This window comes from Bradyrhizobium sp. SZCCHNRI3052 (genome assembly GCF_032484895.1).
Lineage (GTDB): Bacteria > Pseudomonadota > Alphaproteobacteria > Rhizobiales > Xanthobacteraceae > Bradyrhizobium.
The window spans coordinates 553,829-580,316 of the sequence record NZ_JAUETW010000001.1; the positions used below are offsets into that span (position 1 = coordinate 553,829).

The following is a 26,488-nucleotide window of genomic DNA, read 5'->3' on the forward strand; positions in this document are numbered from 1 at the left end:
GGCCGTCAGCCGCCGGATGCCGTGACGCGCCAGACCGTATTGCCGACATCGTCGGCAATCAGCAGGGCGCCGGTCTTGTCGACGGCGAGACCGACCGGCCGGCCGCGCGCCTCGTTCCGATCATTGAGGAAGCCGGTCACGACGTCCTGGGCTTCCCCGTTCGGCTTGCCGCCATCGAAGGGGATGTAGACCACCTTGTAGCCGTTCAACGGCGTGCGGTTCCAGCTGCCGTGCTCGCCGACGAACGCGCCGCCGCGATAGGCCTGCGGCAGTGCGCTGGCGGTGTAGAACGTCATGCCGAGCGGCGCGACATGCGAGCTGAGCGCGTAGTCCGGGACGATGGCCTTTTCGACCAGGTCCGGCCGTTGCGGCTGCACGCGGGGATCGACATGCTGGCCGTAATAGCTGTATGGCCAGCCATAGAAGCCGCCGTCCTTCACCGAGGTCATGTAGTCGGGCACGAGGTCCGGACCGATCTCGTCACGCTCGTTCACGACCGTCCACAGCGCGCCGCTCTGCGGCTCGAAGCTCAATCCGTTCGGATTGCGCAGGCCGCTCGCGAATACCCGCCAGCGTCCCGTGGTGCGATCCACCTCGAGAATGGCGGCACGGTTCTTCTCGGCCTCGATGCCGTTCTCGGTGATGTTGCTGTTGGAGCCGACGCCCACATAGAGCAACCGGCCGTCGGGGCTCGCCACCAGGCTCTTGGTCCAGTGATGATCGATCGGGCCGCCCGGCAGCGCGGCAAGCGTCGTGCCCGCGTCCTTCATCTGGGTTTCGCCTGGCGTGTAGGGATATCGAACGATGGCGTCGGTGTTGGCGATGTAGAGATCGTTGCCGACCAGAGCGATCCCGAACGGCGAATTGAGATGGTCGATGAACAGGCTCTGCTGCTTGGGAATGCCATCGCCATTGGCGTCGTGCAACAATGTGACGCGGTTGCTCGCTCCGGTGTTGCCGCCCGACGTGGCCCAGGATTCGACGAGGGCCATCACGAGATCCTTCGGCCGTTTCGCCGGCGGCGGGGGTGGCGCTTTCGATTCCACCACCAGGACGTCGCCGTCCGGCAGCGTGTAGAGCGAGCGCGGATGCTGCAGGCCGGTCGCGAGCGCCTCGATCTTCAGGCCCGGCGCGACTTTGGGAGTCTCGCCCTGTTTCCAGCCGACCACCGTGGCGACGTTCATCGGCGGCAACAGGTATTGCGTCAATGCGGGCAGCTTGACGTTGGCGCCGACCTCGGCGTTCGGATCGCCGGCTTCGTTGCACGCGGTGAGACCAAGCGCGGATATTCCGAGCAGGAGGGCTGTGAGCAGAGGCGCGAGGCGAGAGGAGCCGGACGGCGTCATCGTGCGACTCCCACCCTGTGACGATACACGAGCGACCAACCGAGCCAGCCGGTGACGGGCAGGATCAGCACCGTGACGAGCGACAGGATGAGGCCGGTCGGCACGACCGAGGTCCAGGCATCGCGTGAATGGACCAAGTTGTTGAAGAAGGCCAGCACCAGGGCGATGAGGTTGCCGGCCATGTGCGGCCAGGCCGGTGCCTGCGACCGGATCAGCCGATTGCCAAGGAAGTCGATGAGCCCGGCGATGCCGGCCAGCACGCCCATGATCAGTCCGACCAGCAGCAGCCAGGCGGAGATATCCGCCCACATGATTTCAGCGGTCCGCCAATAGGCGATGTCGGTGACGAACGCTCCGATGAAGCAGACGATAGGGAACGGCACCAGCATCGGATGGATCGGATGCCGTGCGATCTGCGCCGTTGGCTCCGGGGATGGTCGGGTGGTTTCGGCGGTCGCCACGGCGGTCTCCTCGATTGGACCTGTTGCAGCGTGGAGAACCGTCGGCCTCAACAGGTGTTCCGATGACACCGACGGATTTGGCGTGGCGCTCACGCAACGTCACGCGACGGCCGCCGCCGCCCGGGCGCCCGTGCCGGCGTGTCGGTCAGCGGTCCTGTTCAGCGGCCCGGTGCCGCGCGCGCTGTCGCCGGCCGCGTCGTTGCGCGGCGCCGTCGGCGCGGGTGCGGGCGGCTGGCTCTGGCTGGGCGCCGTGCCAGTTGTCTGCCGGCTCTTGGTTTGGACCCCGGGGCGACCGTTCGCTCCCGATGCCGTCGAACCGCGGGGCAGCCGGCCCCTTCTCAGCCCGCCGCCTTGGGTCTACCCGGCCGGCCGATAGCCTGTTAAGCAACGGCGCAGGACGGGGCGGTCCCCGCGGATACGAGACTGAGAGGAAGCGGCAATGATTCAGACGGTCGGCATCATCGGAGCAGGCACCATGGGCAACGGCATCGCGCAGGTGTGCGCCGCCGCGGGCGTTCCGGTCGTCATGGTCGACATCTCGGAGCAGGCCGTGGCGCGCGGGCTGGCGACGGTGGGCTCCAGCCTCGATCGCCTGGTCAAGAAGGAGAAGATGACGACCGCCGACAAGGACAGGGCGTTGTCGCTCATCACCGGCACCGCCGACAAGGCGAAGCTGTCGAACTGTGACCTGGTCATCGAGGCCGCGACGGAGAACGAGGAGCTGAAGCTCAAGATCCTCAAGGATCTCTGTGCCGGTCTGAAACCCGAGGCGCTGATCGCGACCAACACCTCCTCCATCTCGATCACCAAGCTGGCCACCGCCACCGACCGGCCCGACCGCTTCATCGGCATGCACTTCTTCAATCCGGTGCCGATGATGGCGCTGCTTGAACTGATCCGCGGCCTGCAGACCTCGGATGCGACCCATGCGGCCGCCGCCGATTTCGCCAAGCGGATCGGCAAGGTCGCGATCACCGCGAAGAACAGCCCGGGCTTTGCCGTAAACCGCATCCTGTGCCCGATGATCAACGAGGCGATCTTCGTGTATTCGGAAGGCATCGCGACCGCGGCCGACATCGACGAGGGCATGAAGCTCGGCTGCAATCACCCCATCGGTCCGCTGGCGCTGGCCGATCTGATCGGTCTCGACACGATGCTGTCGGTGATGGAGGTGTTCTACAACGGCTTCAACGATCCGAAGTATCGGCCGGCGCCGTTGCTGAAGGAGATGGTGGCCGCAGGCCAGCTCGGCCGCAAGACCGGCAAGGGCTTCTACGACTACAGCAAGTAGCTGCGGCAGATTGCTTCGGCGGCGGGTGACGCCTGCACCCGCCGTGCATCAGGCGATGAAGGATTTCGTTTCGGGGACATTGGTCGGGGACATTGGGAATGCGGCGATGCCGCGAGCGGATATCTCGGCTGCCATTGGTCAACTGATCGCTGCACGCGATCGACTGATCACACGTTCCAATGTTCTCGTTGCGCAGTATCAACCCGAGTATCGGGCCTCAAGCCGCAGATAGCTACAAAGCTCGCGCTGAAGTGATCCAGATGGACGGCACAGCGCCGGGCGGGCAAGGGGCCATGCCTCGCTGATGCAGCCCACTAAGCCGCGACCCGGCGTGCCGTTCGTGATTTGCCGCTATGCGATGGTCCGAAGCGAGTCCCGTCGCACTCAGCGGATCTGGTACGGAGGTGGAGTCATAGAACCTCCCTGCAATCAGATGGTTTGTTGTCGTTCGGACATCGCGGCGTCGTCAGGAACGGCCACCGAGATTGGACGACGCGGTTATCGTCCTCCCGGCTGCCTGTGCTGTCAAGGCGCATCCTGACGCATTGATGAATTCGGCGTTACGGGGCGTCGATACTGCGAGTGCAGGAAAACTTTGATCACGCGCTGGTCTGATGACAAATCCGTGCAAATCACTACATGAGGGTGGCCGAGCCGTGTCGGTCGAAGAAGGTTCGCGATTGCGCCCGGTCGAGCGCGCGTCGTCCGCAGCGGCGGAGACGATCAGCATGTTTTATGTAGGCGTAGTGCTTGGGGGCGACAAACGGGCTGCACGGCGCATTGATGTGGCGCGTTAGACGGCCCAAAGTCGTCAGCGACGAAGCTGAAGGTTCCGGGAACCAAAGAATTCGTGGTGTTTTGTTTGCCGCGAGAAGCAAGGCAGGAGAACAGCGATGAGAGCAGTTGGCATTACTCTGGCGACGGTCGCCCTGTTTGCGGGGACTTGGCCCGCTCTGGCAGCGGAGCAAGACACGGCGGGCATGGTCACGGGGATCAACCGTCTCAACGGCACGATCGCGATCAAGCGCGTTCCCAACGGGACCGTCGGTGCCAACACGGCCGGAGCGGCCCAGGAGTTCAAGATCAAGGACAATGCCATGATCGAGAACATCCACGCCGGCGATCGCGTGACGTTCTCGACGTCCGACGCCGCCACACCGACGATCGTCAAGCTCGACCGGCAGAAATAGCCGACATAGCCGGATCGAGGGCGCGATGAGGCAGAGGCAGTGCGGTGCTCTCCGCGGTTGGGGCGTATGGCGTCTCGGGCTCTGGGCGATGATGGTCGTCGGGGCCTGCACTATTGCGAATGCGGCTCCGACCGACCTGTACCAGGCGCAGACGGTCGTGACCGGTCAGGGCGAGGACAATCGCCGGGCGGCATTTGCAGCATGTCTGGAAGACGTGCTGATCAAGGTGTCCGGTGCATTTCAGCTCAGGAACGACGCAAGGCTCGCGCCACTCGAGGCGCGGGCAGCGGAGTTCGTCACCGGCTTCGATTATCACGATCAGATGTCGGGCAAGCCGAAGCACGACGAGCAGGGCACGCGCGACCGTCCGTATGACTTGACTGTGTCATTCGATCGCGCGCGGATCGATCAGTTGCTTGCGAGCTTGAACATCAAGCCGTGGCCGGCGCCGCGCCCGTCGATTGCCGTGATCGTGGCGATGACGTCGGGCGGTCGTACTTTCTTCGTTGCATCCGACGACCGGAGGTCCGATCTGCAGCGCGACGCGCTGCGCGCAGCCGCCGTCAAGCGTGGACTCGAGATCGCTCTGCCAAGCGCCTCCGAGGTCTCGAAGGCCGCTATTGAGCGGACCAAGTTGAACGATGTCCAGCCCGCGGCGGTTGCGTCGTGGTTTCCCGGCGCTGATGTCATGCTCTTTGGCGATCTCACCTGGGACGATGCCGAACTGGGCTGGGTCACGCAATGGCGCCTCGATCGCGCTGGCAAGCAAGATCGGTGGCAATTCCGTGGCGTGACGTTCGACGAGGCATTTCGCCGTGCTCTCGGTGGAGCAGCGCAACTCCTCTCCGACAACGGAGCGCCGTGAGGTTGCCGCGATAGTCTGCAACCATCCCCGTGGACCGGATGCCTGAGCCGCGCATGCGGGGCGCGAGAGTCTCGCGCCCGAGCTCGCTCGGGCAAACAGACAGGAGGGCGCCCGTGGTGAAACTCAGACCGTGTCTTGTTGCTGCGCTGTTGATTGTCACGCCCGCCTCGCTGGCGGTGGCCGCGCCGGGCCTGGTGCGCACCGCGGCCACCATGCGCGCAGGACCCGGCCCCGGTTTTCCCGTCGTCGAGCGCATTCCAGTCGGTGCCAGGATCACCATCCATGGCTGCATTCAAGGCGGCGCATGGTGCGATGTCAGCTTCGGAGGCGAACGCGGCTGGGTCGCGGCGCGGACGCTCGCCTATCTGTATCGTGAGCAGTACGTCTACCTGCCCGAATATGTCGAGTACGTGCCGACTGTCGGCTTCACGCTGACCACCTATTGGAGCAGCTTCTATTTCGGACGGCCTTGGTATCATCGGCACGCGTTCTGGAACCGCTACTGGCATCGCCATCCGCCGGTCATGGCGCAAAATCCGCCTCAGCCTGGCATGACCCCGGGGATGCCGGGTCGTGGTCCCGGCGGGATGATCCAGCCTGGCGCCGGAGCGGTCGCGGTCGCCGGCACGGGCCAACGATCCGGACCGCCTTCGGGCATGCAAGGTCGTGTGCCGCCTGCGACTGCCGCCGGCCCCGGCGCACCTCCGGTCGTGGCTGGTGCTCCCGCTCGAGCTGCAACGCCACCCATGGTGCAGCCATTGATGAGCCGAAGCAGCGGTGCGCCGCAGAGCGCCCGCGCGCAGATGGGCGGCATGCGCATGATCGGGACTTCGCCGCAAATCGGTTTGGCGCATATCGGGGGCGGCCCCGCCATGGGCGCTGCGCGTGTCGGCGTCAGCGGCCCTCGCGGCGGCGGCGGGCGTTCCGGCCCGGACGGTGGTTTCCGCCGGCACTGAGTCTTCAGCGCTGCCCTGGTGTCCGGATTGTGAAGGTGGCGGGCCGGCCGGCGCTGGCGACGGCGGGCGCGATGACTACATGGCTGTCATTCCTCGGTGCCTCCATTGTTCTCGCCCATCGTGAAAAAGCCCGTGCTCGCTTTCCTCCTGCTCATCTTCGTGCCCATCTCGCTGTCGGCCGCGAACTATCTGCGCGGCGATCGTCGCGGCAGCTGGCAGACTGCGGACCGTTCGAGCGCGGGCCTGCTGCCATCGCCGGCGCAGCATGCCGACGCGATGGTGCGCGTATTCGCTGCGCGCACGGTGCGTTGGCGTGGCATCTTCGCGGTCCACACCTGGATCGTCGTGAAGGAGAAGGGCGGCCCGCGCTACACCCGCTACGACTACACCGCGTGGGGTGAGCCGATCCGGGTCGATGGCTTCGCGCCCGATGGTCGCTGGTTCGGTGCATTGCCGGAGACAGTGCTGGCCGTCGACGGCGATGAAGCCGAGCGGGTGATCCCGAGGATCCGCAGCGTGATCGAGAACTACCGCTTCCGCGCCTATGGCGACTACAACGCCTGGCCGGGGCCGAATTCGAACACCTTCGTGCAGGCGGCGCTGAACGCGGTTCCTGAGCTGAACGCCGTGCTGCCGCCAACCGCAATCGGCAAGGACTTCCCCTTTGACGGCTGGTGGGGGCGCACGGCCTCCGGGACCGGTCTGTTCGTATCGCTCGGCGGCTATCTCGGTGTCACCGTCGGGTGGATCGAGGGCGTCGAGCTGAACTTCTTCGGGGGAGTTCTCGGCGTCGATCTGCGTCGGCCGGCGCTGAAATTTCCCGGGATCGGCCGCCTCGGCATGCGAGCGGTCTGAGGCCCGCGATCTGCCTGTCAGGCACTGGCTGGCATGCTGCTTGCTGCGACCCTCTTCAGCGCGCCTGTGATGTCGCGGATGCGCCAAGAACGCCGGGCGAGGCGAGAAGAGGCGGATGATGAGCACGCTGTTTGCGATCTGCGCGACCTATGAGGTGGACGATGGCGCGGCGCGGGGCTTCGTTCTCCAGCGCCGCGAGCCCGACGGCAGCGCCAAGCCTTGGCCGATCCTGGTCACGCGCAAGGGCAACAATTTCTATGGCTTCGAGAATGCCTGCCCGCATCAGGGCGCCCGCCTCGACAAGCATCCGGGCGAGTTCATGGACGAGGAAGGCAATTTCCTCGTTTGTGGCGAGCATGGTGCGCAGTTCGACCTCGATACCGGACAATGCTTCATCGGGCCCTGCCAGGGCCGGACGTTGTCCCCGGTCGAGCTCGTGATCGACGACGGTGACATCTGCCTCTCCGGGATCGATCTGGACGAGGAGGATGGCCTCGACATCGACGATCCCGAGGATGACGTGCCCGAGGTGCAGATCACATCGGACTGAGGCCGAGGGCCGGCGGCCGCGGCCGGGTCAGCGCTTCTTCCGTTCGGCGCGGCTGTAGTTGCTGAGGTGCCCCTCGCGTGCTGCCTGGCTGCGCGCCGCCTTGATCAGGCCGGGGCTGCGCGCTGGCGGCGCCGGTAGCGAGGGCAGGCGGGTCAGCTTGCGACTGCCGCAGGTCGGACAGACCGGCCTTTCAGAAATCCCGATCAGCAACTCGATATCCTCCGCGCAGGCTGCGCAATGGAAGCTGTAGAACGGCATGACGTCATCCCTCATTGTCGCTGAGGGGCGTTGCACGAAGCGGGCCAGCGCCATTGCGCATCGAATTCGCCGATTCAGGGCGCGTTTGCACGCTGACGGCAGCGTTTTTTGCTGCGCATGTCCCGAATGCGACGCGACTGGGGTCGAACATTCGACAGCAGTGCAGAGCTCTTCCGCCTGGCCGGCCGGCCCCGGATATCCGGGCGCCAGCCGGACGGACAAAGCGGATCAGGCGTTGGTCTTCGGCACGTACTTGCCGGCGACACACTTGTAACTCTGCAGATGCCACTCGTGATAGGGACCCTTGGACATCCAGTCTGCGATTCCGATCTGCGCGCTGACGGCGCAGGATGTCATCGTGATGCCGGACATCTCGCTGTTGGTGACGACCTTCTCCATGCAGAGCTGGCCGTTGCATAGCATTGCGACGAGAGTGACGAGCACGTTGATTCTGCCTCCAAAGAGTGGGACCCGGTCAGGATCGGGAAAGCAGAGTTCATGCCAAGTTATGAATCCACGCCGTGCTGCTACGGAACGGATTGCTACGGGTGTCACTTCATGACCACAGAAGCGTGACGGATTCACTGCTTGGATCACGCAGCGTTGGGCAACCGGCCTGCGTTTGCTGCTCGATCAATTGGCGATTTGCCCGTGTTGTGCTGTTCGGCCTGAGTGCCGGGCCTGAGCCGGACCTGTTGCGTCAAATAACAGGCAGCGCCTGCGCAGTCCTGCGGCGCCCGCGGACATTGTTTTCGGTCTTCGGGCGGAATATCGCCGTTCATTGGGTGAATCAGAGTTCGATTCGCAAGGGTGTCTGCAGACGAACCGCCGATTCCCCGCATGATATTTGGCCGGATGCCAGACTTTCCGGTGGCGCTGATACCGACGCCCCGATGCCCGGTGCTGCGAGCCTCCGGTCCGTCAGGCCTCGTTCAATCCGGCACCTCGATCGGTCAGGATCTTCTGCCCCTTCGCCGTCAGCTCGTAGATGTCGCCGTCCTTGGCGACATAACCTTCGCGGATCAGTCCATCGAGTTCGTCCTGCCGGTCGGGCGAGAAGGCGATCGCCTGGCCGATATCCGAAAGCGTCGCGATCTGGTCGTCCGTCAGCATGGCCATCCTCCCGTTGTTGATCCGAACGCCATGGCGTCGCGAATGTTCCGGGAGCACTAGGCTCTACGCCTTGCGCACGAACTCCGACTTCAGGTTCATCTGGCCGATGCCGTCGATCTTGCAGGCGATGTTGTGGCCGTCGCTCGCCTCCTGCAGGCGGATGTTGCGCACCTTGGTGCCGCCCTTCACCACCGACGACGATCCCTTCACTTTCAGGTCCTTGATGACGATGACGCTGTCACCGTCGGCCAGAACGTTGCCGTTGGCGTCGCGGATGCTGGCGTCGTCGCCGGCCGATGCCGCAACGGCGGCGTCGCCGCTCCATTCATGGCCGCATTCGGGACAGACCCATAGCGCGCCGTCCTGATAGGCGTGCTCGGAGCGGCATTGCGGGCAGGTCATTGCGTCGGTCATCTCATCCTCGGGCGCGGGCAGAAGCGTAGCGCAGCGTTAGAGGCTCGGATGGAACCGGGCAAGGAAAATCCCGGGGGAGGGCAGCGCGCGGCGCAGATGGGCTGCGCGCCGCCATCGTCGGTCGGCAGCGTCACGCCGCCTTGCGCTCGGGGGTTTTGCTGGCCGGCCCGGTCTCGGCCGCTTCCATCGCCCGGAGATAGGTGTCGAGCAGCGTCTCGTGCTCGTCGCGCTCGTCCTGGTCCTGCTTCCTGAGCTTGATGATCTCCTTCAGGATCTTGACGTCGAAGCCTTCGCCCTTGGCCTCGGCGAACACTTCCTTCTTCTGCTCGTTCAGCTCCGCCAATTCGCCATCGAGGTGCTCGATCCGCTCGATGAAGGACCGGATGCGCGCGCCGGGAATGCCGATCTCTGACATGGTGACTCCTGTACTAATGGGACGGAGAAAATGCGCGGCAGTTCGTTGCCAATGTCTTAACGGGCGCGCTTTGCCCACATCAGTGAATCCGACGTGCTTAACGCGGAACCGGGCGGGCTGCGATGTTGCCGAGCGGGCGCCATGCGCTAGCTCTGCTCCGCCGTCGAGAGCTTCTGAAACTGCTTCTTCATCGCATTGACGCGGCTGAGATAACCGGCGACCGAATGGTCGCCGCAGCGCTCGCCATCCGCCGGCTTGAAGCCACGGCGCGCGAACCCGGCCGCCGGCCCGGCGCCGCACAGATGAATGACGGCCGCGAGATCCTGCCGCTGCTGCGCACTCGGCTTGGCAGCAGGCTGCCGCGCGAGCACGGCAGCGACCTGGCGGTCGAGCGAGATCACCGTGAGCGCCACCGCATGCGCCGGCCATGCGCGGACGTACAGGCTCGGCGACCCACAGCCGTCGCTGACCACCTCGCGATCCCGGATGCAGAACCGTGCGGCGTCGGCAAAGGCGCCGTCGGTCATCTGGAACAAGCCGACGGCGCTGGACGCCGGCTGATACAGCGCGAACGGATTCCATGCGAAGCGCCAGCGCCAATAGGTGCGCGCCACCGGATTGCCCGAGCTCTCGGTCTGCGCCAGGGCGGCGAGCAGCTCCGGCGTGATCGATCGTGTCGAGCTCTCACGGAACAGCGCGCCATATTGGCGCCAAGTCTCTTCCGGCTCCTTGTCGAGCGAATGACCCGTCACCACGAACAGCTCGGTCGGCTTGCGCAGGACGTGATAGGCCAGATTGACCAGCGCGAAGGTCACGAGCAGCACCAAGGCGCCGCAGGCGATCTTGATCCATCGCGGCGCCGCGCCCACCGTCCGGCCCAGCCACTGCGCACCGCGCCCTGCGATTCGCTTCGCATCGCGCCGCAGCGCGCGCCAGCGGCTGCCGCGTTGCGGCTTGCGCATTTTTTGTTGGCGTGGGGCAGGGGATTTCGGCAACTGATTACCTCGGCCGCCGGTGTGCCGGTCCATGGTTAAGGAAGAATTTGCGCAATCGCGTCATCCTGCCACTTTCTGGTGTGGGGCGGGGCGTGATGAAGAAATCGGTCAGTACTCTGCTGATGGTGCTGTTGTCGGTGCTGGCGGCGGGCATCCTGGTGTCCACGGCGATCCTGATGAGCGGCGCCGCGGGCCGCTATCGCGAGAGCGTCGCGACCGAGCAATTGACCGCGGCCGACAAGGCGATCTTCCAGAACGTCCTGGTCATGCGCGCCCACCGCGGCGACATCCAGAGCGTGCTGCTGAGCGAGGACGATCCGCGCGCCAAGCTCACCGAATATCAGGGCATCGAGGCCAAGGGCTATGACGGCATCGTCGCCGCGCTCGCCGGCGTCGACATGCCCGAGCGCGACGACCTCATGGCCGGGTTGAAATCGAGCTGGGACGCCACGGTTCCGCAGTTCAAGCTGCTGTTCGATGAAGCCGCGAAGCCGCGCTCCGAACGCGTGCTGGCGCGCACGCAGGCCTGGTACCAGGCAATGACCAAGACGCTGGACGTCGCCAACGCCGCCTCGCTCGCCGTCTCGAACCGCGCCTGGATGACCGATCCGGCGATCGCCAAGATGGTGCAGGCGCGGCGGCTGGCCTGGCAGGTCCGCGACCGCTACGGCCTGCAATGTTCGGCGCTGCGTCCCAACATCAACGCCTCCAAGCCGCTCGACGACACCCAGAAGGGCGCGATCGCGCAATGGCGCGGCACCGTCGCGGCCGGCTGGTCCGGGCTCGACGACCTCCTGGCGGGGGGCCGCAGCACCGGGCTCGCCGGGGCCGTGAAGACCTCGCGCGCCGAGGTCGAGGCCGCGCATCAGCGCATGGACCAGCTCGCCAAGGGGTTTGACGGCAGCGGCAAGCCGGCGATGCCGGCGCCGGAATGGAACGCGTTCTGCCAGGGCCCGTTCGCCGGCATCATCGCCATCGGCATGACCGCGCTCGACGGCTCGATCGCGCGCGCCGAGGAGATCAAGACCGCGGCGCTGAGCAGCCTGATCGTCCAGTCGCTCGCCTTCATCACCGCGCTCGTGGTGGCCGGCCTGGCGCTGCGCGCGGTGCGCGTCCGCCTGATGCGCCCGGTCGGCGTCCTGATGCAGGCGATCCAGCGCATCGGCCAGCGCGACTACCAGACGCCGGTGCCGCAGTTCGCTCATGCCGACGAGTTCGGCGCCATGGCTGCCGCCCTCGAGGGCCTGCGCGAGAGCGCCGCCACCGCCGAGCAGCTGTCGCGTGAGCGCGAGCTCGACCAGGGCCGCCGGCTGGAGCGCTCGCAGGCGATCGACAGCGCCTGCAAGAGCTTCGACGACACCGTGCAGGCGGTCATCGTCAGCATGGGAAACTCGACCGGCCAGCTCGATTCCAGCGCCGGCGAGGTCCGCAAGCTGGTCGATGAGTCCACCGAGCAGACGGCCGCGGTCGCCAGCGCCGCGGAGACCGCGACCACCAATCTCGAGACCATCGCCGCCGCCACCGAGGAGCTGACCGCGTCGGTCTCCGAGATCGCGGTCCAGGTGCAGGCCTCGGCGGCCGATGCGCGCCAGGCGGTGGAGAAGGCGGCGCAGACCAACGCCACCGTCGAGATGCTCGACCGCGCCGCCAACCGCATCGGCGAGGTGGTCAAGATGATCACCGCGATCGCCGCGCAGACCAACCTGCTGGCGCTCAACGCGACCATCGAGGCGGCGCGCGCCGGCGAAGCCGGCCGCGGCTTCGCCGTGGTCGCCGGCGAGGTAAAGAACCTCGCGGCGCAGACGGCGACCGCCACCGACGACATCACCCGCCAGATCGCCGAGATCCAGGCCGCCACCGGCGAGTCGGTCGAGGCGATCCGCGCCATCAGCCACAACATCTCCAGCATCGACGAGAAGATGACGGCGATCGCCGCGGCGGTCGAAGAGCAGCGCGCCGCCACCACCGAGATCTCGCGCAACTTCCAGCATGCCGCCCAGGGCACCCGCGCCGTGACCGACACGATTGGCTCGGTCGCAGCGCTCAACCGCCAGACCGGCAATGCGGGCGCGGCGATGGTCGACTCCGTCCGCCGCATGTCCACCGATGCCGATCGTTTCCGCGTGGCGGTGGAGGGCTTCCTCTGCACCGTGCGCAAGGCGTAGCATCGCCAAGCGGGCGCGATCCCGCGACGCAGATGGCGCCCGAGCCTTGCCGGTCGTTGGCCCTCTGAAGGGAGAGGGCGCGGGGAATGCCGGGCGCTGGCCGCACCCATGGCCCGCCTGCAGAAGATAAGCAGGCGGCAGTCACCACAGGTTCAGCCGAGGCATCCCGGCATTCCCCGCGCGATGGTTTTCACGCTTATGTCGCGATCTCCCCGGTGTCCGGCTTGTTAGCCACCGTCGCACGGCGCGATCATCATCACCACCGCACTTGGCGCCAGCTTCGGGGCGCCAGGACCACGCGTCTTCACGTCCGCAAGCGTGCCGTTCGTCGGCGGGCCTCAAGCCCGCTGCGGCACACTCACAGCCACCGCATCTCCGGCCCACGTCTCGTGACGATCGCGATGCGCCCCTCTCGGCGGGCCGGGATGGGCGTAGACAATCATGATTTTTGAAAAAGCGAAAGTGATTTATTTTTCACCGAAGGACTGGACAGGCCAAATCAGCTTGAGGCCGCTGATGAAATAGCTTTGTCGGCGCAGGCGGGTTTTTGCGTCATTGCGAGCCGACGGGTCCGCGCCGAGGCGCAGCCCGTGGCAGGATCCGCAGCACTCCAGAATTCTCATGCCGCCCTGGATTGCTTCGTCGCCTTCGGCTCCTCGCAATGACGAGAGTCCGTAGGGCGGGGTTTGGCGCAGCCGTAACCGCCGCCTGCGGAGGAAGGGCGGATCACGCTGCGCTGATCCGCCCGACGGCTAGGTACGCGGACGGAACAGTTCGGGCACCCCGCCGGTTGAGGCAGTTTCAGACCCATCATCAGCCACGAAGGAGACGCGTCATGCAGGACATCAGGGAACACATGGAAGTCATCGGCGCCGACGGCGTGCATGTCGGCACCGTCGACCGCGTCGACGGCAACCGCATCAAGCTGACCAGGAAGGACAGCGGCGAGGGCAGCCACAAGGGGCATCATCACTTCATCGACAAGGGTCTCGTCGCCGAGGTCGAAGGCGACAAGGTGCGGCTGTCGGCCATCGGCGCCGTCGCGGTGACGATGGAGGAGGAGACCTAGCCTGCGGAGCGCGTCGGCTGCGCCGCGAGTTGCGTGTCATTCGTTGTTCGAGCCGGGATAGGTCAATTTGTCGCCGGCTCGCACCGCACCCTCAGATAACGTCGCCGCACGAACCTCGTCGTGGCCCATGAGATGATACACGGCGCGGCCGGCATCGATCAGGTAGTCGGCGACGATGCGACGATGACAGCGCCACCACACCGCCTCCGCGCACATGATGGCCGTGCGTTGCGCGGCCGACACGGTCAGCAGGCGATCGAAGCCGCGCCGGAAGTCATCGGACAGGGCGTAGTCAGCGTAATGATGGAAGCTCTTGTTGGTCCAGAAGCCGTTCGTGTCCGGTGAAATGCCGCTCGTCTTGCGCAGGCCGCCGAGCTCGGCAATGCGCAGATGGCCGATCTGATGGCGCGCGAGCTCGGCCGGCAGCACCTCCGAATTGTACTGCGGGTTGGTCCGCGAGCGCGGGATGCGCCTGATATCGACGACGAGCTGAACCTCGCCGGCCCGCAACAGCGTGACGAACTCGGCGATCGTCCGCGTGGAGTGCCCGATGGTGAAGACGGGAAGCGCGTCGCGCGCCCGTGTCATTGCGGTCTTGGCGGGTGAGTGCTCGGTCATCCCTGCGAACCGCGAGCCTCATTGCCGCTCACCCTGGTCAAGGCGCTCTCCTTGTGAGCGGCGATGTGCTCGCTCTTGTCGCTCTTGATCTCGTATTGCGGAGAGTCCTTGCTGGCGCGGTGACGATAGCCCTTGTAGTCGAAGTCGCGCACATGCACCGCGACGATGCGTCCGGTCACGCGGCCGGCCTCCGAGTTCCAGGAGACGTGGTCGCCCTTCGCAAACTTGGTCATCTGTCTGCTCTGTAAACAGCCGCGATCCGCACTTCAGCCAGGAACGGCTCAGGCAAAGGCATGTTCCATCCATCGCTGGTCAATCCGCTCCGGCGAGCCGCGATTGCCTGGTCCCGCGGGATATCTGATCCAGATCAATCCGCAGCTGCCCGCGACCTTCAGAGTGCTCCTGTCGAGGTCGCGGCCGGATGGTCGATGTGACATGCAAAGGGAGAGCCGTTCCATGCGTACTTTTGCCTTCATGATCGTCTTGCTGGCGTCAGTCAGCCTCAATCCCTTGTTCGCTCAGGGGCAAGGAAAACCTTCCCCCAATCCCGCGGAGACCAAAGCGAGTTCAGGCGTGCCGGCAAGAGAGAAGGGGCAGTCGACCAGCGAACGTCAGAAGCAGCACACGCTGCATCGGATGGGACCCGGCATCGATTGGGACCACCGTAAGGCAGGTCGCGACTGGAAGATCTCTCCTCAGCGCGAGAAGAACGACGCTCATGGCAAACGAGACGGAGCGAGCTGAACGGCTCGTTCCCTGCGACATGACGCTGGCGCTTGGTGCTCGCCTGCGATCGCTATGCTGGCGTGGTGGCATCCAGCGATGACAACATCCGGCGTCTCCCGTCGGGCCGATGACGGTCCCGCATCGTGCGACGAGCTAGCGCTCGTCGTCCGCCGGGGGAGACGGACGCACGCACGATGCGCCGCCTCCGAGGCGCCGTGGGTCTTGAAATTGGCGCGTGCCTCGGTCAGCGACAGCGCTCCATTGGGACCACCACGGACGAGGTCGGCATCGTGGTCGTCCTGGCCGTCGTGCTCCCAATAGCAGACCGGGCAGATCTCGAACCCGCCGCGCTCACCCAGAGTGAGGAAGCGGCAGCACGGGCAGCGATAGCGCACCTCCGACGGCGGCTCGGTGACATCGCGATACATCAGGGCGTGATGATGCGAGTCTGAAAGACCTGCGTCAACGGCGAGCCGCCGGCGGGCCAAGCAGCGCGCCATCTTTGCGAAAGCGATACATTTGTTATAACAACTATAGGTTGATATTTTGATCGAGATGGGGACAAATCATCCTCGCCGAATCCGCGAGGCAAGCCTCACGCAGCGTTTCGCGTGGCTTGAGAGGCGTGGCGTTTGGCCATCGTTCAGTCCCGACCGGCTGGATTTCAATCACCAAGGAGTTTTTCATGCGCATTGGCTTTGCATTGTCGACCCTCTCCGTCGTCGTGGGATCGTCCGTTCTCGGCTGGGGCCTGACCGCGCCGCACCCCGCGCAGGCGTTCCTGGAGGACATCTGCATCCCGCGCGTGAAGGACGGCTTGAGGAATTGTCTCGCGCCGGCCAGCGCGTGCCGCAATCCGGCGGAGGCGCTCAACCGGGGCTGCCTGCTCGAGGCGGTGCAGTTCGCCGTCATCCCGCCCGGCCGCAGCATGGTCCACGCCGACTCCACCTATTTCATCGCCCAGGCGCTCGGCTATCGCGCCGACGTGGCGTATTGGATCGCCGCCTACAACGAGAATTCCGACTACGCGCAATATGCGCCGATCGATCAGTGCGGCGGGCAGGCGACATCGACCAATTCCGGCGCCAGCTACATCACCGCCAAGTTCAACGGCTTCCAGCGCACCAACAACACCACCGACGGGCCGCTCTATCATTATCTCCTGAACTTCTCGCCGAATGGGCAGGGCACCGACGTGCACGGCGCCAGCGGCGTGCAGGCGGTGTATCCGTTCCACTATCCGCCCCCCGGCTATCCCATCACCATCGACAGCGTCTATCAGGGCACGCTGTACGATCTCCGGCAATGGGCGATGAAGCCCGACGACGGCCCGGGCCTGCTGTGCACCGCCGGATACACGGTGCCGAACGGCTCCTCGAACTTCAGCGGCCCGCAATGCCTGGCGAACGTGCCGATCAGCGGCAACGTGCCGCTGCTGGAGAACTACGCCATCGGGCCGGCCCTCAACATCACCTCGGGACCGAAGGTGCTCGACAACAGCAACGGCGTCGTCGACTACACCCAGCTCAAATCCTGGCTGGACGACAAGAGCAAGACGACCGGCGTGCTGTTCGACGACCCCAGGAAGCCGCCGGTGCCGGTGCAGATCGCCCGGATCGGGCTCTATCTGCACTCCCTGCAGGATGCCTCGTCGCACGGCACCTTCTGCGGCGACGACGCGCCGTCGCCGCCGGGCGGCTCGGATGTCGGCAGCTACATGGCCATGAGCTCCGGCAGCATCAAGCTCAGCTTCGGCACCTATTGCGCCACCGGCCCGCATCTGGCGAGCCACGTCCAGGAGACCGGCACCGGCGACGCCAGCCTGCCGCTGCGCGACTACGTAGCGCTGAACAACACCGTCGACGAGCTGATCCTGTTCGGCAACACCGTCGCCAAGCCGCGCGGCTGGATCGTCAACCCCAGTCTGCTGCCGCCTGATGTCGTCGGGGCCAAGAGCGCGGCCGGTGACAGCGCCGCCGATTTGAAGTCGCGCCTCGTCGGCCGCATCGTGCAGGGCCAGCAATGGTCGCGGGCGGAGGTCTACAACTCTGGCGTGGTCACCCTGCCGCTGCAACGCACCGACGCCCAGGACCGCCTGAACACGATGAACGCCGCGCTGGGCGCCTATGCGAAGCGGCTGCTGGCCGCCAACCCCAAGCTGACCCCGCTGCGGCCGATGCCGGGGAATTCGTTCGACCCGAACGACAAGTCGGTGTGTTTCAAGTAGCGCCGCAGGGCGGCGCGTGCCCTCCATTGCGAACCGCCCGTACCCTACGGGCTATCCCGCTCATCCGAGCCTGCTGATGTTTCGTGCGCCGCTTCAGGGGGATTCCGTCGTCGAAAGCGTCTTCCAGAGCAGATATCCGCCCAGCACGATCAGGATCATCGGCATGAGCGGCAACGGCAAGGCAAGAAGATCCCACAGGCCGGCCGCAAGAATGATGACCCCGATGACCACGCCGAACCTGTCGACCTTTAGGCTCCGTTGCGTCCGCATCATCTGTGCGCCCAGGATGAGGACGCCGACGCCCACCAGGAACCAGCCCCAGGGAAGCCCTGCGAGCATGACCACGCCGAGCCAGATGAAGAAGACGGCCCAAGCGGCTGAATCGATTTGACGGTGCGGATCGGGCGCGTCGTGGGATGGGACGAGAGATGCTTGCGAGTCGGCCATGATACTGCCTCCGCTTCTCTGACGATGACAGCTTGATGCGGATTCACTACGACCCTGTTGATGCAAGTCAACCAAAGTGCGCGGGAAGCGCGTGGCTGTGTCCACAGCGTGGCGCCCGCAAAGCGTACGCCCGCGAGCACGACCGCCTCGTTCTCCAGCAGATGCACGCCGAACCGCGCCGCCTCGGCGCGCGCCAGCTTCAGCTCTTCGGGAAGGGTGCGGTGATCAAATTCATGGTTGCCCATCACCATGACGATCGGCACGCCATGATGTGGAGGTTCATGGCGGGCAGGGAGGTGGAGCCCAGGGCTCGCCGCGTAGGGCGCGTTAGCGAAGCGTAACGCGCCGATCTGGTCGAGCGGCGGATTACGCTCCGCTAATCCGCCCTACGCTTGCTAACGCTCCTGGTCCGGCTGATCAGCACCATCCCTTCTTCCAGTGGCCCGGCGGACAGTGATGACCGCGCCAACCCACCTTTCGGCCGCGACTCCAGCCGAAGGCCCGGTGACCGCCGCCGCGGCCCCAGCCATGACCATGACCATGGCCATGACCGCCTCTCACCTCGATGAGATCAGATGCGCCGCGATCGACCTGAAGGGGAGCGCGAGGCAACGCGCTGGCGGGCACGATCAGCGCGGTTGAAATCGATGTTGCAAGGATGAAGATCGCTTTGCGCATGTGACTCCCTCGGATGTCTGGAAGATGAACTGAGAGGCTTACGGCTTTTCTGTGTCTTCAAGCGAAAGGGGGGCCGAGAAGCGGGATCGTATCCCGTTCGCGCGCCCACTATTTCCTATGCGTGCTGGAGCCGGTGGTCGTCATGCGCTGGCCGGGAGCGCTCTCGGAATGCCCAGGGCCGGCGGCGGTGTTGCTCTGATGACCGGGCGCGTACTCCGAAGCGCCGGGCGCCGTCGACGTCTTGCTACGCTGCATCTGCTGACCGGGCGCCTTCTTCGACGCGCCGTGCGAACTTGCGCCGGTCTCTGCGGCGAACACCGGCGAAGCGGCGAACAGAGCCGCCGTCAAGACGATTGCCATCTTCATGAACGAACCTCCTTCGTTGTTGGTTCGTAGTAAACTGCGGCGTGTCGGCGATCGTTCCGCTGCACCGGGAAATCCTGGGGATCGTGTAGCGGACGCGGTATGATGTTCGGGGGCCTGAGAGTGCATCCGTCTCGGCAACCGCGATCCCGGATGTCGCTCTCGCTCATCCGGGCTACGAACGCTCATTCATGACAGGACCATCACCATGTCCCGCCTGCACTGGATCGACTTGCCCATCGCCGGCCGGCTCGCCATCGCGGCGCGGCCGCGGGCGGAAGACTGGCTGGCAGACGACATCGCGGCCTGGGTGGGCGAGGGCATTGCCGTCGTCGTCAGCCTGCTGGAGCCGGCTGAGGTTCATGACCTCGGCCTTCAGCGCGAGGCCGCGCTGTGCCAGTCGCGAGGCATGGCCTTCCTGTCGTTCCCGGTCCCCGACCGCGGCCTGCCCGACAGCCGCAGTGCGGCGGTGCGGCTTGCCGAGGGCCTCGCCGTGCGGCTGACGGAGGGCGCGACGGTCCTGATCCATTGCCGGGCCGGTATCGGCCGCTCGGCCGTCATCGCGGCGTCTGTGATGATTCGGCTGGGCATTGATGGAACTGAGGCCTTCGACCGGATCGGCGCCGCACGCGGCGTGCGCGTGCCGGATACGGAAGATCAGCGGGAGTGGGTGAGGGCGTTCGAGCGCAAACAGATCGAGTAAAGTGCAGCGTCACCGTAACTCCCGGCCATGTCGGCGTGGAGATCGGAGAAGATGTGGAGGTGCATGGGGGAGGCGGAGCCAAGGGCTGGCTTAGTAGGGCGCGTTAGAAAAGCGCATGCGTCGGCCAGGTAAGCGGCGGACTACACGCCGCTAATCCGTCTTGCGCCAAACACCAAAATCGCCGGAAAGGCGAGTGATGCATTCAATCAAGCCAGTCCTTTTTGAACGGTTGATCAAGGTGCTTCTGAAGTGAATCAGCAAAATGAGACTGCCATTCGATGGGCGCGTAGGACATTCTGTCAAGCCAGTAAACAGCGTCATAGTAGTAGCTTGGCATGCTCAGCAGTGAAGTTAGTAGTCGCCTTCGCTTCTTTGAATCTGATGTTGCGTAGATTCGATAAGCTATTGCTTTGCGGACATCGCTGCTTGAGCTGCTAAGCAGTGACAGCCAACTGTTCTGTCCGGCGCTGATCGACGCGTTATCTAATAGACGTATTATTTTAGCCAGGGTTTGCTCATCTATGGTGGAATCGGACAAAAGACTGTGTGGGTCTTGCATTAATTGAAGCGCCGAGTTCAGTAGATGATCTCGGTTGCTCCAGCTTTTCTTGTATAAGTCAATGATTGTTTTTGCGTCCTCAGCGCCGCCATGCTTCCCTAAAAACTCGCCAAGGCTTCCTGCTGTGTCAAAGTCTGCAGTTTTTATGAATTCTTCTACGACTGGACGGTCGATTGAACTTCCATAAGTCGCGATGGCATCGAGTGCCGCGGCCGTGTATTGCTTGCGGAGGAAGTTGTTGAGCTTTCCGTCGTATTGATCTAGCTGCCGTCGCCCCGCTTCTCCGAACTCCTTTAATAGGCGTTCCGAGCATTTCTTTTGGAGTGAGGAGAAACCGTCGGATAAATCCGAAATGATCTGATCGTGGAATGATGAGAAATATTTCCGCGCGAGGGCTGCATATGCTAGATAACCGTCACTCAAGTACCAGTCGATCTTTTTCTTTAGTTCGTCAGGTGAGAGCGTTTCAAGAGACTTAACGATTATCCTGTCGGCGTCTGGCGAACTAGTAGATCCTATGGCCGCAAGGAGGCTTGTTGGTCTAACAACGGATCGGATCTGGCTTGAGGGAATAAACTCTCCTAGCTGGATGGAGAGTTCTATTCCAGTGATCTGTACATCATTGTTGATGTCTTTGATAAGTGCAGCGGCCATCTCTCCAGTTAGCAGACTCCTCTCGTGGAGTTCTAATGCCGATAGCTTTCGGAGAGTCGGATTTGAATGTTTTAGGAAAGTGTGTAGGTCTGCGTCTTGGGCGAAAGCAAGGATGCTAGTGGCGATGCCCTCGGAGGGCTTCTGGCTGGTCTCTGATAGTTCTTTCAATGCCTGTATCGGGTTGTCTCTCTGTAGAATCGCCAACGAAGCATTTTCGGCGGCGATGCTTAGCTCGCTTGAGTCGTCCAGCTTGCATTCCAAAAGGAATGGGAGATCGGATAGCTCGCCGTGGGACTGAAGCCACAATGCGGCCTGTAAGGAGCAATTTTCGCTTTTGCGACCAAGCAGTGTTTCTAGAAGTTTCTTTTTTTCCTGAGGGCTGATTCCTAGTTTCAATTCACGTAAGAAGCGGATGGCCCCTACTGAGACTTCGTCTGACGTGTCGTAGGTCGCTATCGCAACGATCGCCTTTGCCGTTTTGTCGGATCTGAACCATGCCCAACCTGGGACGTTCTGCTCGCTGCTAGCTAGCATCGTCCGGAGCAGAAGAAGCCGTTCGCTTTTTGATGGATTAATCCCATCGCGCTCTCGATAGATCAAGTTGGCCTGATGAGCGGTGAGAAGTTCATCCTTGAAATATGAAGCTTGTAATGCGCCCGCTAGGAGTAGGATCCTGGCCAATTGCTTGTCTTCGATTTGCTTGACCTGCGAGGTTTCAAGAGCTCCAGCTGAGATTGCGCGCGAGAGAGTTGAAATCAGACCAATCGCCTGTTGAGAAGACTTTGGGAGATCTTCCCTGGTCTGTGCCTCTAACTCCAACAGTTCTGTGGTGGACTCGGTACGTTCGGGCGGCGTAGATGCTGTGGCCGGAAATGACCTCGTGCCGGCCAAGGTAACCAAGTAATTTGAAAGTCGTCGGCGAAACTCTGACGTCCACTCAATAGAGTTGTCAAATTCCTTATAGAAGAGCTTCTGCTCGGAGCGGGTTTTTTCTCGAAAGGCAATTACTAGCTTCATCTGCTCCCCAGGATCTCGGAGCAGCTTGGGATCGATCTTTTTGAGGAATAGCCAAATCTCCGGACTGCCGGTCTTGGCCCGTCGGGCTTTTGCTAGTTCAATCTCTTCCTCGAACCCAGAGTTGTACGGACTTTCGCCAGGAGGTTGGCCCCATCGCTCCCAGAGCAATCCAACAAACAGGTCGCATTGGTTGACCTCTTCATTGATCTGGCTTTGTGGCCGCACGGCACCGATTGGTGTGTCCTCCCAGCCGTATAGCTCGACTCGCCAGCCTAAGGGGCGGCCAATCGAGGCATTCAGTTCGTCGACGACCATCCGGGCGATCTTCCTCTCTTCTAGAAGATCGCCCGGCGACGCTAAGAACACATTTAGGATCTGTAGTGTGTTATGCACGGTCTACGAACACCCCGTCGTGCTGCCGCACGTATCGCACTTCATGCAGGTGCCGTTCCGCACCAGCGTGAAATTCCCGCACTCCGAGCACATCTCGCCTTCGTAGCCCTTGGCCTTGGCTTCGGCGCGGCGTTCGGCCTTGGAGGCGACTTGGGTGTTGGCCGTGCCGGCCTTGCTCCATTGCAGGGCTTCGAGCTTCTCGGTGGGCGAGAGGTCGTGCTGCGGCTCCTGCTTCAGGGCGACGGCGCCGTCGAGGGCGTCGCCGGTGCGGGCATGGGAGAGGGCGGTGAGATTCACCCCACCCCGATCGGAAGCGGTGCTTCCGATCGACCCTCCCCCTGCAGGGGAGGGGGACGAGGAGCCGCCGCGCATCACCACGAGATTGTCGGTGCGGGAGCGGGTCAGGCCGCGCGAGACATATTTGGCCGCCTGCTGGCTCGGGCCATCCTCCGACGGCTTGCCTTCGTCGACGCCGCGGCCGAGCGCGTCGAAATTGCTCTCCGAGGGGTCGACATGGGCGAGGTCGAAGCGCGACATGTAGCTGACGGCGAGCTCGCGGAAGACATAGTCGAGGATCGACGTCGCGTACTTGATCGAGTCGTTGCCCTGCACGGGACCGGCCGGCTCGAAGCGGGTGAAGGTGAAGGCGTCGACATACTCCTCCAGCGGCACGCCGTACTGGAGACCCAGCGACACCGCGATGGCGAAGTTGTTGATGAAGGAGCGCAGCGCCGCGCCCTCCTTGTGCATGTCGATGAAGATCTCGCCGAGACGGCCGTCGTCATACTCGCCGGTGCGCAGGTACACCTTGTGGCCGCCGACGACCGCCTTCTGGGTGTAGCCCTTGCGGCGATCCGGCATCTTCTCGCGCTCGCGCATCACCACGATGCGCTCGACCAGCTTCTCGACGATCTTCTCCGAGACCTGCGTGGCACGCGCCGCCATCGGCTTGTCGTAGAAGGACTCCACCGCATCGTCCTCGTCCTCATCGTCGGCGATGAGCTGCGAGTTCAGCGGCTGCGACAGCTTCGAGCCGTCGCGGTAGAGCGCGTTGGCCTTCAGCGCAAGCTTCCACGACAAGAGATACGCCGCCTTGCAGTCCTCGACCGTGGCGTCGTTCGGCATGTTGATGGTCTTGGAGATCGCGCCCGAGATGAACGGCTGCGCCGCCGCCATCATGCGGATGTGGCTCTCGACCGAGAGATAGCGCTTGCCGATCTTGCCGCAGGGGTTGGCGCAGTCGAACACCGAATAATGCTCGGCCTTCAGATGCGGCGCGCCCTCGACCGTCATCGCGCCGCAGATGTGCACGTTGGCGGCCTCGATCTCGCGCTTGGTGAAGCCGATCGCGGTGAGCAGGTCGAAGGTGGGGGCGGCGATCGCCTCAGTGGTGACGCCGAGCTGCTTGACGATGAAGTCCTCGCCGAGCGTCCACTTGTTGAACACGAACTTGATGTCGAACGCGGTCGGCAGCGCCTTCTCGACCTTGGCGATGGCCTCGTCGGTGAAGCCCTTGGCCTTCAACGTGGTGGCGTTGACGCCGGGCGCGTTCGACAGCGAGCCGTGGCCGACGGCGTAGGCCTCGATCTCGGCGATCTCGCTCTCGCGATAGCCGAGCACGCGGAGCGCCGCGGGCACCGCGCGGTTGATGATCTTGAAGTAGCCGCCGCCGGCCAGCTTCTTGAACTTCACCAGCGCGAAGTCAGGCTCGATGCCGGTGGTGTCGCAATCCATCACCAGGCCGATGGTGCCGGTGGGGGCGACCACGGTGACCTGAGCGTTGCGGTAGCCGTTGGTCTCGCCGAGCGCGAGCGCGTCGTCCCAGGCCTGGATGGCGTGGCTGACGAGCGAGACCTGCGGGCAGTGGGCGTGGTCGAGCGGCACCGGGGCGACGGAGAGCGCCTCATAGCCGGTCGCCTCGCCGCGCGCGGCGCGGCGATGGTTGCGGATGACGCGCAGCATGTGCGCGGCGTTCTTCTTGTAGCCGGGGAAGGATCCGAGCTCGCCGGCCATCTCGGCGGAGGTCTTGTAGGCGATGCCGGTCATGATCGCCGAGAGCGCGCCGCACAGCGCGCGGCCTTCCTTGGAGTCGTAGGACAGGCCCATGGTCATCAACAGGCCGCCGATATTGGCATAGCCGAGGCCGAGCGTGCGGAACTCGTAGGACAGCTCGGCGATCGCCTTCGACGGGAACTGCGCCATCAGCACGGAGATCTCGAGCACGACCGTCCAGAGCCGGCAGAGATGCTCGTAGGCGCCGACGTCGAAGTGCTTCGTTTCGGTGTTGTAGAACGTCAGCAGATTGGCCGAGGCCAGGTTGCACGCGGTGTCGTCCAGGAACATGTATTCCGAGCACGGATTGGACGCGCGGATGTCGCCGGACGCCTTGCAGGTGTGCCAGTCGTTCATCGTGGTGTTGAAGTGCAGGCCGGGATCGGCCGAGGCCCAGGCGGCGTGGCCGATCTTCTCCCAGAGGTCCCTGGCCTTCAGCGTCTTGACGACCTTCTTGTTGGTGCGGCCGATCAGGCTCCAGTCGCCGTCGGTCTCGACCGCGCGGAGGAAGTCGTCCTTCAGCGACACCGAGTTGTTGGAGTTCTGGCCGGAGACGGTCAGATACGCCTCGGAATCCCAGTCCGTGTCGTAGATCGGGAAGTCGATGTCCTTGTAGCCCTGCTTGGCGAACTGGATCACCCGCTTGATGTAGTTGTCGGGCACCAGCGCGCGGCGCGCGAGCTTGATCTCGCGGCGCAGCGCCGGGTTCTTCTCGGGATCGAAGCAGTCGTCGCCGGAGCCCTCGCAATTGACGCAGGCCTTCATCACGGCCTTGAGGTGCTTCTGGTTGATCTTGGAGCCGGTGACCAGCGCCGCGACCTTCTGCTCCTCCTTCACCTTCCAGTCGATATAGGCCTCGATGTCCGGATGGTCGGCGTCGACCACCACCATCTTGGCGGCGCGGCGCGTCGTGCCGCCCGACTTGATCGCGCCGGCGGCACGGTCGCCGATCTTGAGGAAGCTCATCAGGCCGGACGAGCGGCCGCCGCCCGACAGCCGCTCGCCTTCGCCGCGCAGCCGCGAGAAGTTGGAGCCGGTGCCGGAGCCGTATTTGAACAGGCGCGCCTCGCGCACCCACAGATCCATGATGCCGCCGTCATTGACGAGGTCGTCCTCGACGCCCTGGATGAAGCAGGCGTGCGGCTGCGGATGCTCGTAGGACGACTTCGACTTGGTCAGCTTGCCGGTCTTGTAGTCGACGTAATAGTGGCCCTGGCCGGGGCCGTCGATGCCGTAGGCCCAGTGCAGGCCGGTGTTGAACCATTGCGGCGAGTTCGGCGCGACCATCTGCTTGGCGAGCATGACGCGGAGCTCGTCATAGAACGCCTGCGCGTCCGCTTCCGAGGAGAAGTAGTTGCCCTTCCAGCCCCAATAGGTCCAGCAGCCGGCGAGACGGTCGAACACCTGCTTGGCCGAGCGCTCGCTGCCGTAGCGCTCGTTCTCAGGGAGAGCGGCCAGCGCCTCGGTGTCCGGCACCGAGCGCCACAGCCACGACGGCACGCTCTCTTCCTCGACCTTCTTCAGGCGCGCGGCGACGCCGGCTTTCCGGAAATACTTCTGCGCCAGCACGTCGGAGGCGACCTGCGACCAGAACTCGGGGACCTCGACATTCTCGAGCCGGAACACCACGGAGCCATCCGGATTCTTGATCTCGGACGTGGTCAGGCGGAAGTCGATCCCTGCATAGGGCGACTGTCCTTCGGTGGTGTTGCGCCGTTCAATCCGCATCGCGAGCCCCAATAGTTCTTGCCGGACCGCGCTTGGCGGCCGGGATCATTGCATCCAAGGGCGACGGCTGGAAGTCCCCGGACGCTGCCGGAAAATTCGTCTGCCGCCGCAGTTCAACCGGTTGCCCGGTCCGCATCTGTTCAGCCTCGAAGGCGAAGGCCTTGCGCCGTTGTCCGGCGTCTCGCCCCGTCTTCCTGCGCGGGGCGTGCAGCCCGTCCGCTGCCCGCACCGTCCGTTCTCAACGCGTCACTCCCGCCGTTCTGCTCCGTCGTCCCTGCAGGGGAGGCCCCACATCTAGTGGGTTCCCCGCCGGGACGCGTCGGCGCAGCGATGGTCCACAGGGCAGACGGCGACCCACGCCCGCTGCCGTGGCGACGGCG

Annotated in this window: 27 protein-coding genes; 11 read left to right on the forward strand and 16 right to left on the reverse strand. The window is 64.3% G+C overall.

Annotated elements, in window-relative coordinates; translation table 11 throughout:
• Positions 1–5 precede the first annotated feature (5 nt).
• Positions 6–1,346 (reverse strand): sorbosone dehydrogenase family protein, encoded by a 1,341-nt coding sequence (locus tag QW887_RS02620; RefSeq protein WP_316194143.1) that lies wholly within the window; start codon positions 1,344–1,346, stop codon positions 6–8.
• On the reverse strand, positions 1,343–1,807 hold the full coding sequence (locus tag QW887_RS02625; protein WP_315751734.1) for a DUF2231 domain-containing protein: 465 nt from the start codon (positions 1,805–1,807) through the stop codon (positions 1,343–1,345). The genes QW887_RS02620 and QW887_RS02625 overlap by 4 nt, the downstream gene beginning before the upstream one ends.
• A gap of 439 nt (positions 1,808–2,246) precedes the next feature.
• On the opposite strand from QW887_RS02625, the gene QW887_RS02630 reads away from it, so the two are divergent.
• From QW887_RS02630 to QW887_RS02655, 6 genes are all read left to right on the forward strand, one after another.
• The gene (locus tag QW887_RS02630) at positions 2,247–3,098 is read left to right on the forward strand and encodes a 3-hydroxybutyryl-CoA dehydrogenase (RefSeq protein ID WP_316194144.1); all 852 of its coding nucleotides are present in this window, start codon (positions 2,247–2,249) and stop codon (positions 3,096–3,098) included.
• An 893-nt stretch (positions 3,099–3,991) separates the two neighbouring features.
• On the forward strand, positions 3,992–4,288 hold the full coding sequence (locus tag QW887_RS02635) for a copper-binding protein (protein ID WP_315712278.1): 297 nt from the start codon (positions 3,992–3,994) through the stop codon (positions 4,286–4,288).
• A 91-nt stretch (positions 4,289–4,379) separates the two neighbouring features.
• A complete protein-coding gene (locus QW887_RS02640; protein WP_315767279.1) occupies positions 4,380–5,153 on the forward strand; it encodes a DUF2066 domain-containing protein in 774 nt (257 codons plus the stop codon).
• 113 nt (positions 5,154–5,266) lie between these two features.
• Entirely contained in the window at positions 5,267–6,109 is an 843-nt protein-coding gene (locus QW887_RS02645) for an SH3 domain-containing protein (RefSeq protein ID WP_316194145.1), read from the forward strand.
• A 132-nt stretch (positions 6,110–6,241) separates the two neighbouring features.
• The gene (locus QW887_RS02650) at positions 6,242–6,964 is read left to right on the forward strand and encodes a DUF3750 domain-containing protein (RefSeq protein ID WP_315751730.1); all 723 of its coding nucleotides are present in this window, start codon (positions 6,242–6,244) and stop codon (positions 6,962–6,964) included.
• A gap of 115 nt (positions 6,965–7,079) precedes the next feature.
• The gene (locus tag QW887_RS02655) at positions 7,080–7,514 is read left to right on the forward strand and encodes a Rieske (2Fe-2S) protein (RefSeq protein WP_315712272.1); all 435 of its coding nucleotides are present in this window, start codon (positions 7,080–7,082) and stop codon (positions 7,512–7,514) included.
• 27 nt (positions 7,515–7,541) lie between these two features.
• On the opposite strand, the gene QW887_RS02660 is transcribed toward QW887_RS02655, so the two are convergent.
• From QW887_RS02660 to QW887_RS02685, 6 genes are all read right to left on the reverse strand, one after another.
• Positions 7,542–7,772 carry a zinc ribbon domain-containing protein gene (locus tag QW887_RS02660; RefSeq protein WP_316170438.1) on the reverse strand — a complete coding sequence of 77 codons (231 nt, stop codon included), beginning with the start codon at positions 7,770–7,772 and terminating at the stop codon, positions 7,542–7,544.
• Between the two features lie 228 nt (positions 7,773–8,000).
• On the reverse strand, positions 8,001–8,216 hold the full coding sequence (locus tag QW887_RS02665) for a hypothetical protein (RefSeq protein ID WP_316170439.1): 216 nt from the start codon (positions 8,214–8,216) through the stop codon (positions 8,001–8,003).
• 477 nt (positions 8,217–8,693) lie between these two features.
• Complete coding sequence (locus QW887_RS02670) at positions 8,694–8,885, reverse strand: hypothetical protein (protein WP_315712266.1); 192 nt, start codon at positions 8,883–8,885, stop codon at positions 8,694–8,696.
• Positions 8,886–8,948: 63 nt separating this feature from the next.
• Entirely contained in the window at positions 8,949–9,299 is a 351-nt protein-coding gene (locus QW887_RS02675; protein WP_315751729.1) for a zinc ribbon domain-containing protein YjdM, read from the reverse strand.
• Positions 9,300–9,429: 130 nt separating this feature from the next.
• Complete coding sequence (locus QW887_RS02680) at positions 9,430–9,714, reverse strand: DUF2312 domain-containing protein (protein WP_315712263.1); 285 nt, start codon at positions 9,712–9,714, stop codon at positions 9,430–9,432.
• A gap of 146 nt (positions 9,715–9,860) precedes the next feature.
• On the reverse strand, positions 9,861–10,676 hold the full coding sequence (locus QW887_RS02685) for a transglycosylase SLT domain-containing protein (protein ID WP_410052597.1): 816 nt from the start codon (positions 10,674–10,676) through the stop codon (positions 9,861–9,863).
• A gap of 128 nt (positions 10,677–10,804) precedes the next feature.
• Here QW887_RS02685 and QW887_RS02690 point away from each other — a divergent pair, with 128 nt between their 5' ends.
• Both QW887_RS02690 and QW887_RS02695 read left to right on the forward strand, forming a co-directional pair.
• Positions 10,805–12,874, forward strand: coding sequence for a methyl-accepting chemotaxis protein (locus tag QW887_RS02690; protein ID WP_316194146.1), 2,070 nt, complete (start codon positions 10,805–10,807; stop codon positions 12,872–12,874).
• Between the two features lie 835 nt (positions 12,875–13,709).
• Positions 13,710–13,943, forward strand: a complete 234-nt coding sequence (locus tag QW887_RS02695; protein ID WP_315751727.1) for a DUF2171 domain-containing protein — start codon at positions 13,710–13,712, stop codon at positions 13,941–13,943.
• Positions 13,944–13,979: 36 nt separating this feature from the next.
• Here the strand turns inward: QW887_RS02695 and QW887_RS02700 are convergent, their stop codons facing one another.
• Both QW887_RS02700 and QW887_RS02705 read right to left on the reverse strand, forming a co-directional pair.
• Positions 13,980–14,561 carry a DUF488 domain-containing protein gene (locus tag QW887_RS02700; RefSeq protein ID WP_315826835.1) on the reverse strand — a complete coding sequence of 194 codons (582 nt, stop codon included), beginning with the start codon at positions 14,559–14,561 and terminating at the stop codon, positions 13,980–13,982.
• Positions 14,558–14,794, reverse strand: coding sequence for a DUF2945 domain-containing protein (locus QW887_RS02705; RefSeq protein WP_315826836.1), 237 nt, complete (start codon positions 14,792–14,794; stop codon positions 14,558–14,560). Before QW887_RS02705 ends, QW887_RS02700 begins: the two co-directional genes overlap by 4 nt.
• A gap of 223 nt (positions 14,795–15,017) precedes the next feature.
• On the opposite strand from QW887_RS02705, the gene QW887_RS02710 reads away from it, so the two are divergent.
• A complete protein-coding gene (locus tag QW887_RS02710; protein ID WP_315826837.1) occupies positions 15,018–15,305 on the forward strand; it encodes a hypothetical protein in 288 nt (95 codons plus the stop codon).
• Here the strand turns inward: QW887_RS02710 and QW887_RS34860 are convergent.
• Positions 15,278–15,787 carry a CPCC family cysteine-rich protein gene (locus tag QW887_RS34860; protein ID WP_409999244.1) on the reverse strand — a complete coding sequence of 170 codons (510 nt, stop codon included), beginning with the start codon at positions 15,785–15,787 and terminating at the stop codon, positions 15,278–15,280. The two genes, QW887_RS02710 and QW887_RS34860, sit on opposite strands and share 28 nt — an antisense overlap.
• Positions 15,788–15,972: 185 nt before the next feature.
• Between QW887_RS34860 and QW887_RS02715 the strand changes: the two genes are divergently transcribed.
• Entirely contained in the window at positions 15,973–17,514 is a 1,542-nt protein-coding gene (locus tag QW887_RS02715; protein ID WP_315826838.1) for a hypothetical protein, read from the forward strand.
• Between the two features lie 93 nt (positions 17,515–17,607).
• On the opposite strand, the gene QW887_RS02720 is transcribed toward QW887_RS02715, so the two are convergent.
• The 3 genes from QW887_RS02720 to QW887_RS02730 all read right to left on the reverse strand — a co-directional run bounded on the left by QW887_RS02720 (position 17,608) and on the right by QW887_RS02730 (position 19,005).
• Complete coding sequence (locus QW887_RS02720; RefSeq protein WP_316194147.1) at positions 17,608–17,961, reverse strand: hypothetical protein; 354 nt, start codon at positions 17,959–17,961, stop codon at positions 17,608–17,610.
• A 417-nt stretch (positions 17,962–18,378) separates the two neighbouring features.
• The gene (locus QW887_RS02725) at positions 18,379–18,639 is read right to left on the reverse strand and encodes a hypothetical protein (RefSeq protein ID WP_315712249.1); all 261 of its coding nucleotides are present in this window, start codon (positions 18,637–18,639) and stop codon (positions 18,379–18,381) included.
• 108 nt (positions 18,640–18,747) lie between these two features.
• Positions 18,748–19,005, reverse strand: a complete 258-nt coding sequence (locus QW887_RS02730) for a hypothetical protein (RefSeq protein WP_315751721.1) — start codon at positions 19,003–19,005, stop codon at positions 18,748–18,750.
• Positions 19,006–19,210: 205 nt separating this feature from the next.
• Here QW887_RS02730 and QW887_RS02735 point away from each other — a divergent pair, with 205 nt between their 5' ends.
• Positions 19,211–19,705: a protein-tyrosine phosphatase family protein gene (locus QW887_RS02735; RefSeq protein ID WP_316194148.1), complete on the forward strand. Its 495-nt coding sequence runs from the start codon at positions 19,211–19,213 to the stop codon at positions 19,703–19,705.
• Between the two features lie 202 nt (positions 19,706–19,907).
• Here QW887_RS02735 and QW887_RS02740 read toward each other — a convergent pair whose 3' ends face one another.
• Positions 19,908–22,328 (reverse strand): DUF4062 domain-containing protein, encoded by a 2,421-nt coding sequence (locus tag QW887_RS02740; protein WP_316194149.1) that lies wholly within the window; start codon positions 22,326–22,328, stop codon positions 19,908–19,910.
• A gap of 3 nt (positions 22,329–22,331) precedes the next feature.
• Positions 22,332–26,108, reverse strand: coding sequence for a vitamin B12-dependent ribonucleotide reductase (locus QW887_RS02745; protein ID WP_316194150.1), 3,777 nt, complete (start codon positions 26,106–26,108; stop codon positions 22,332–22,334).
• Between the last annotated feature and the right edge of the window lie 380 nt (positions 26,109–26,488).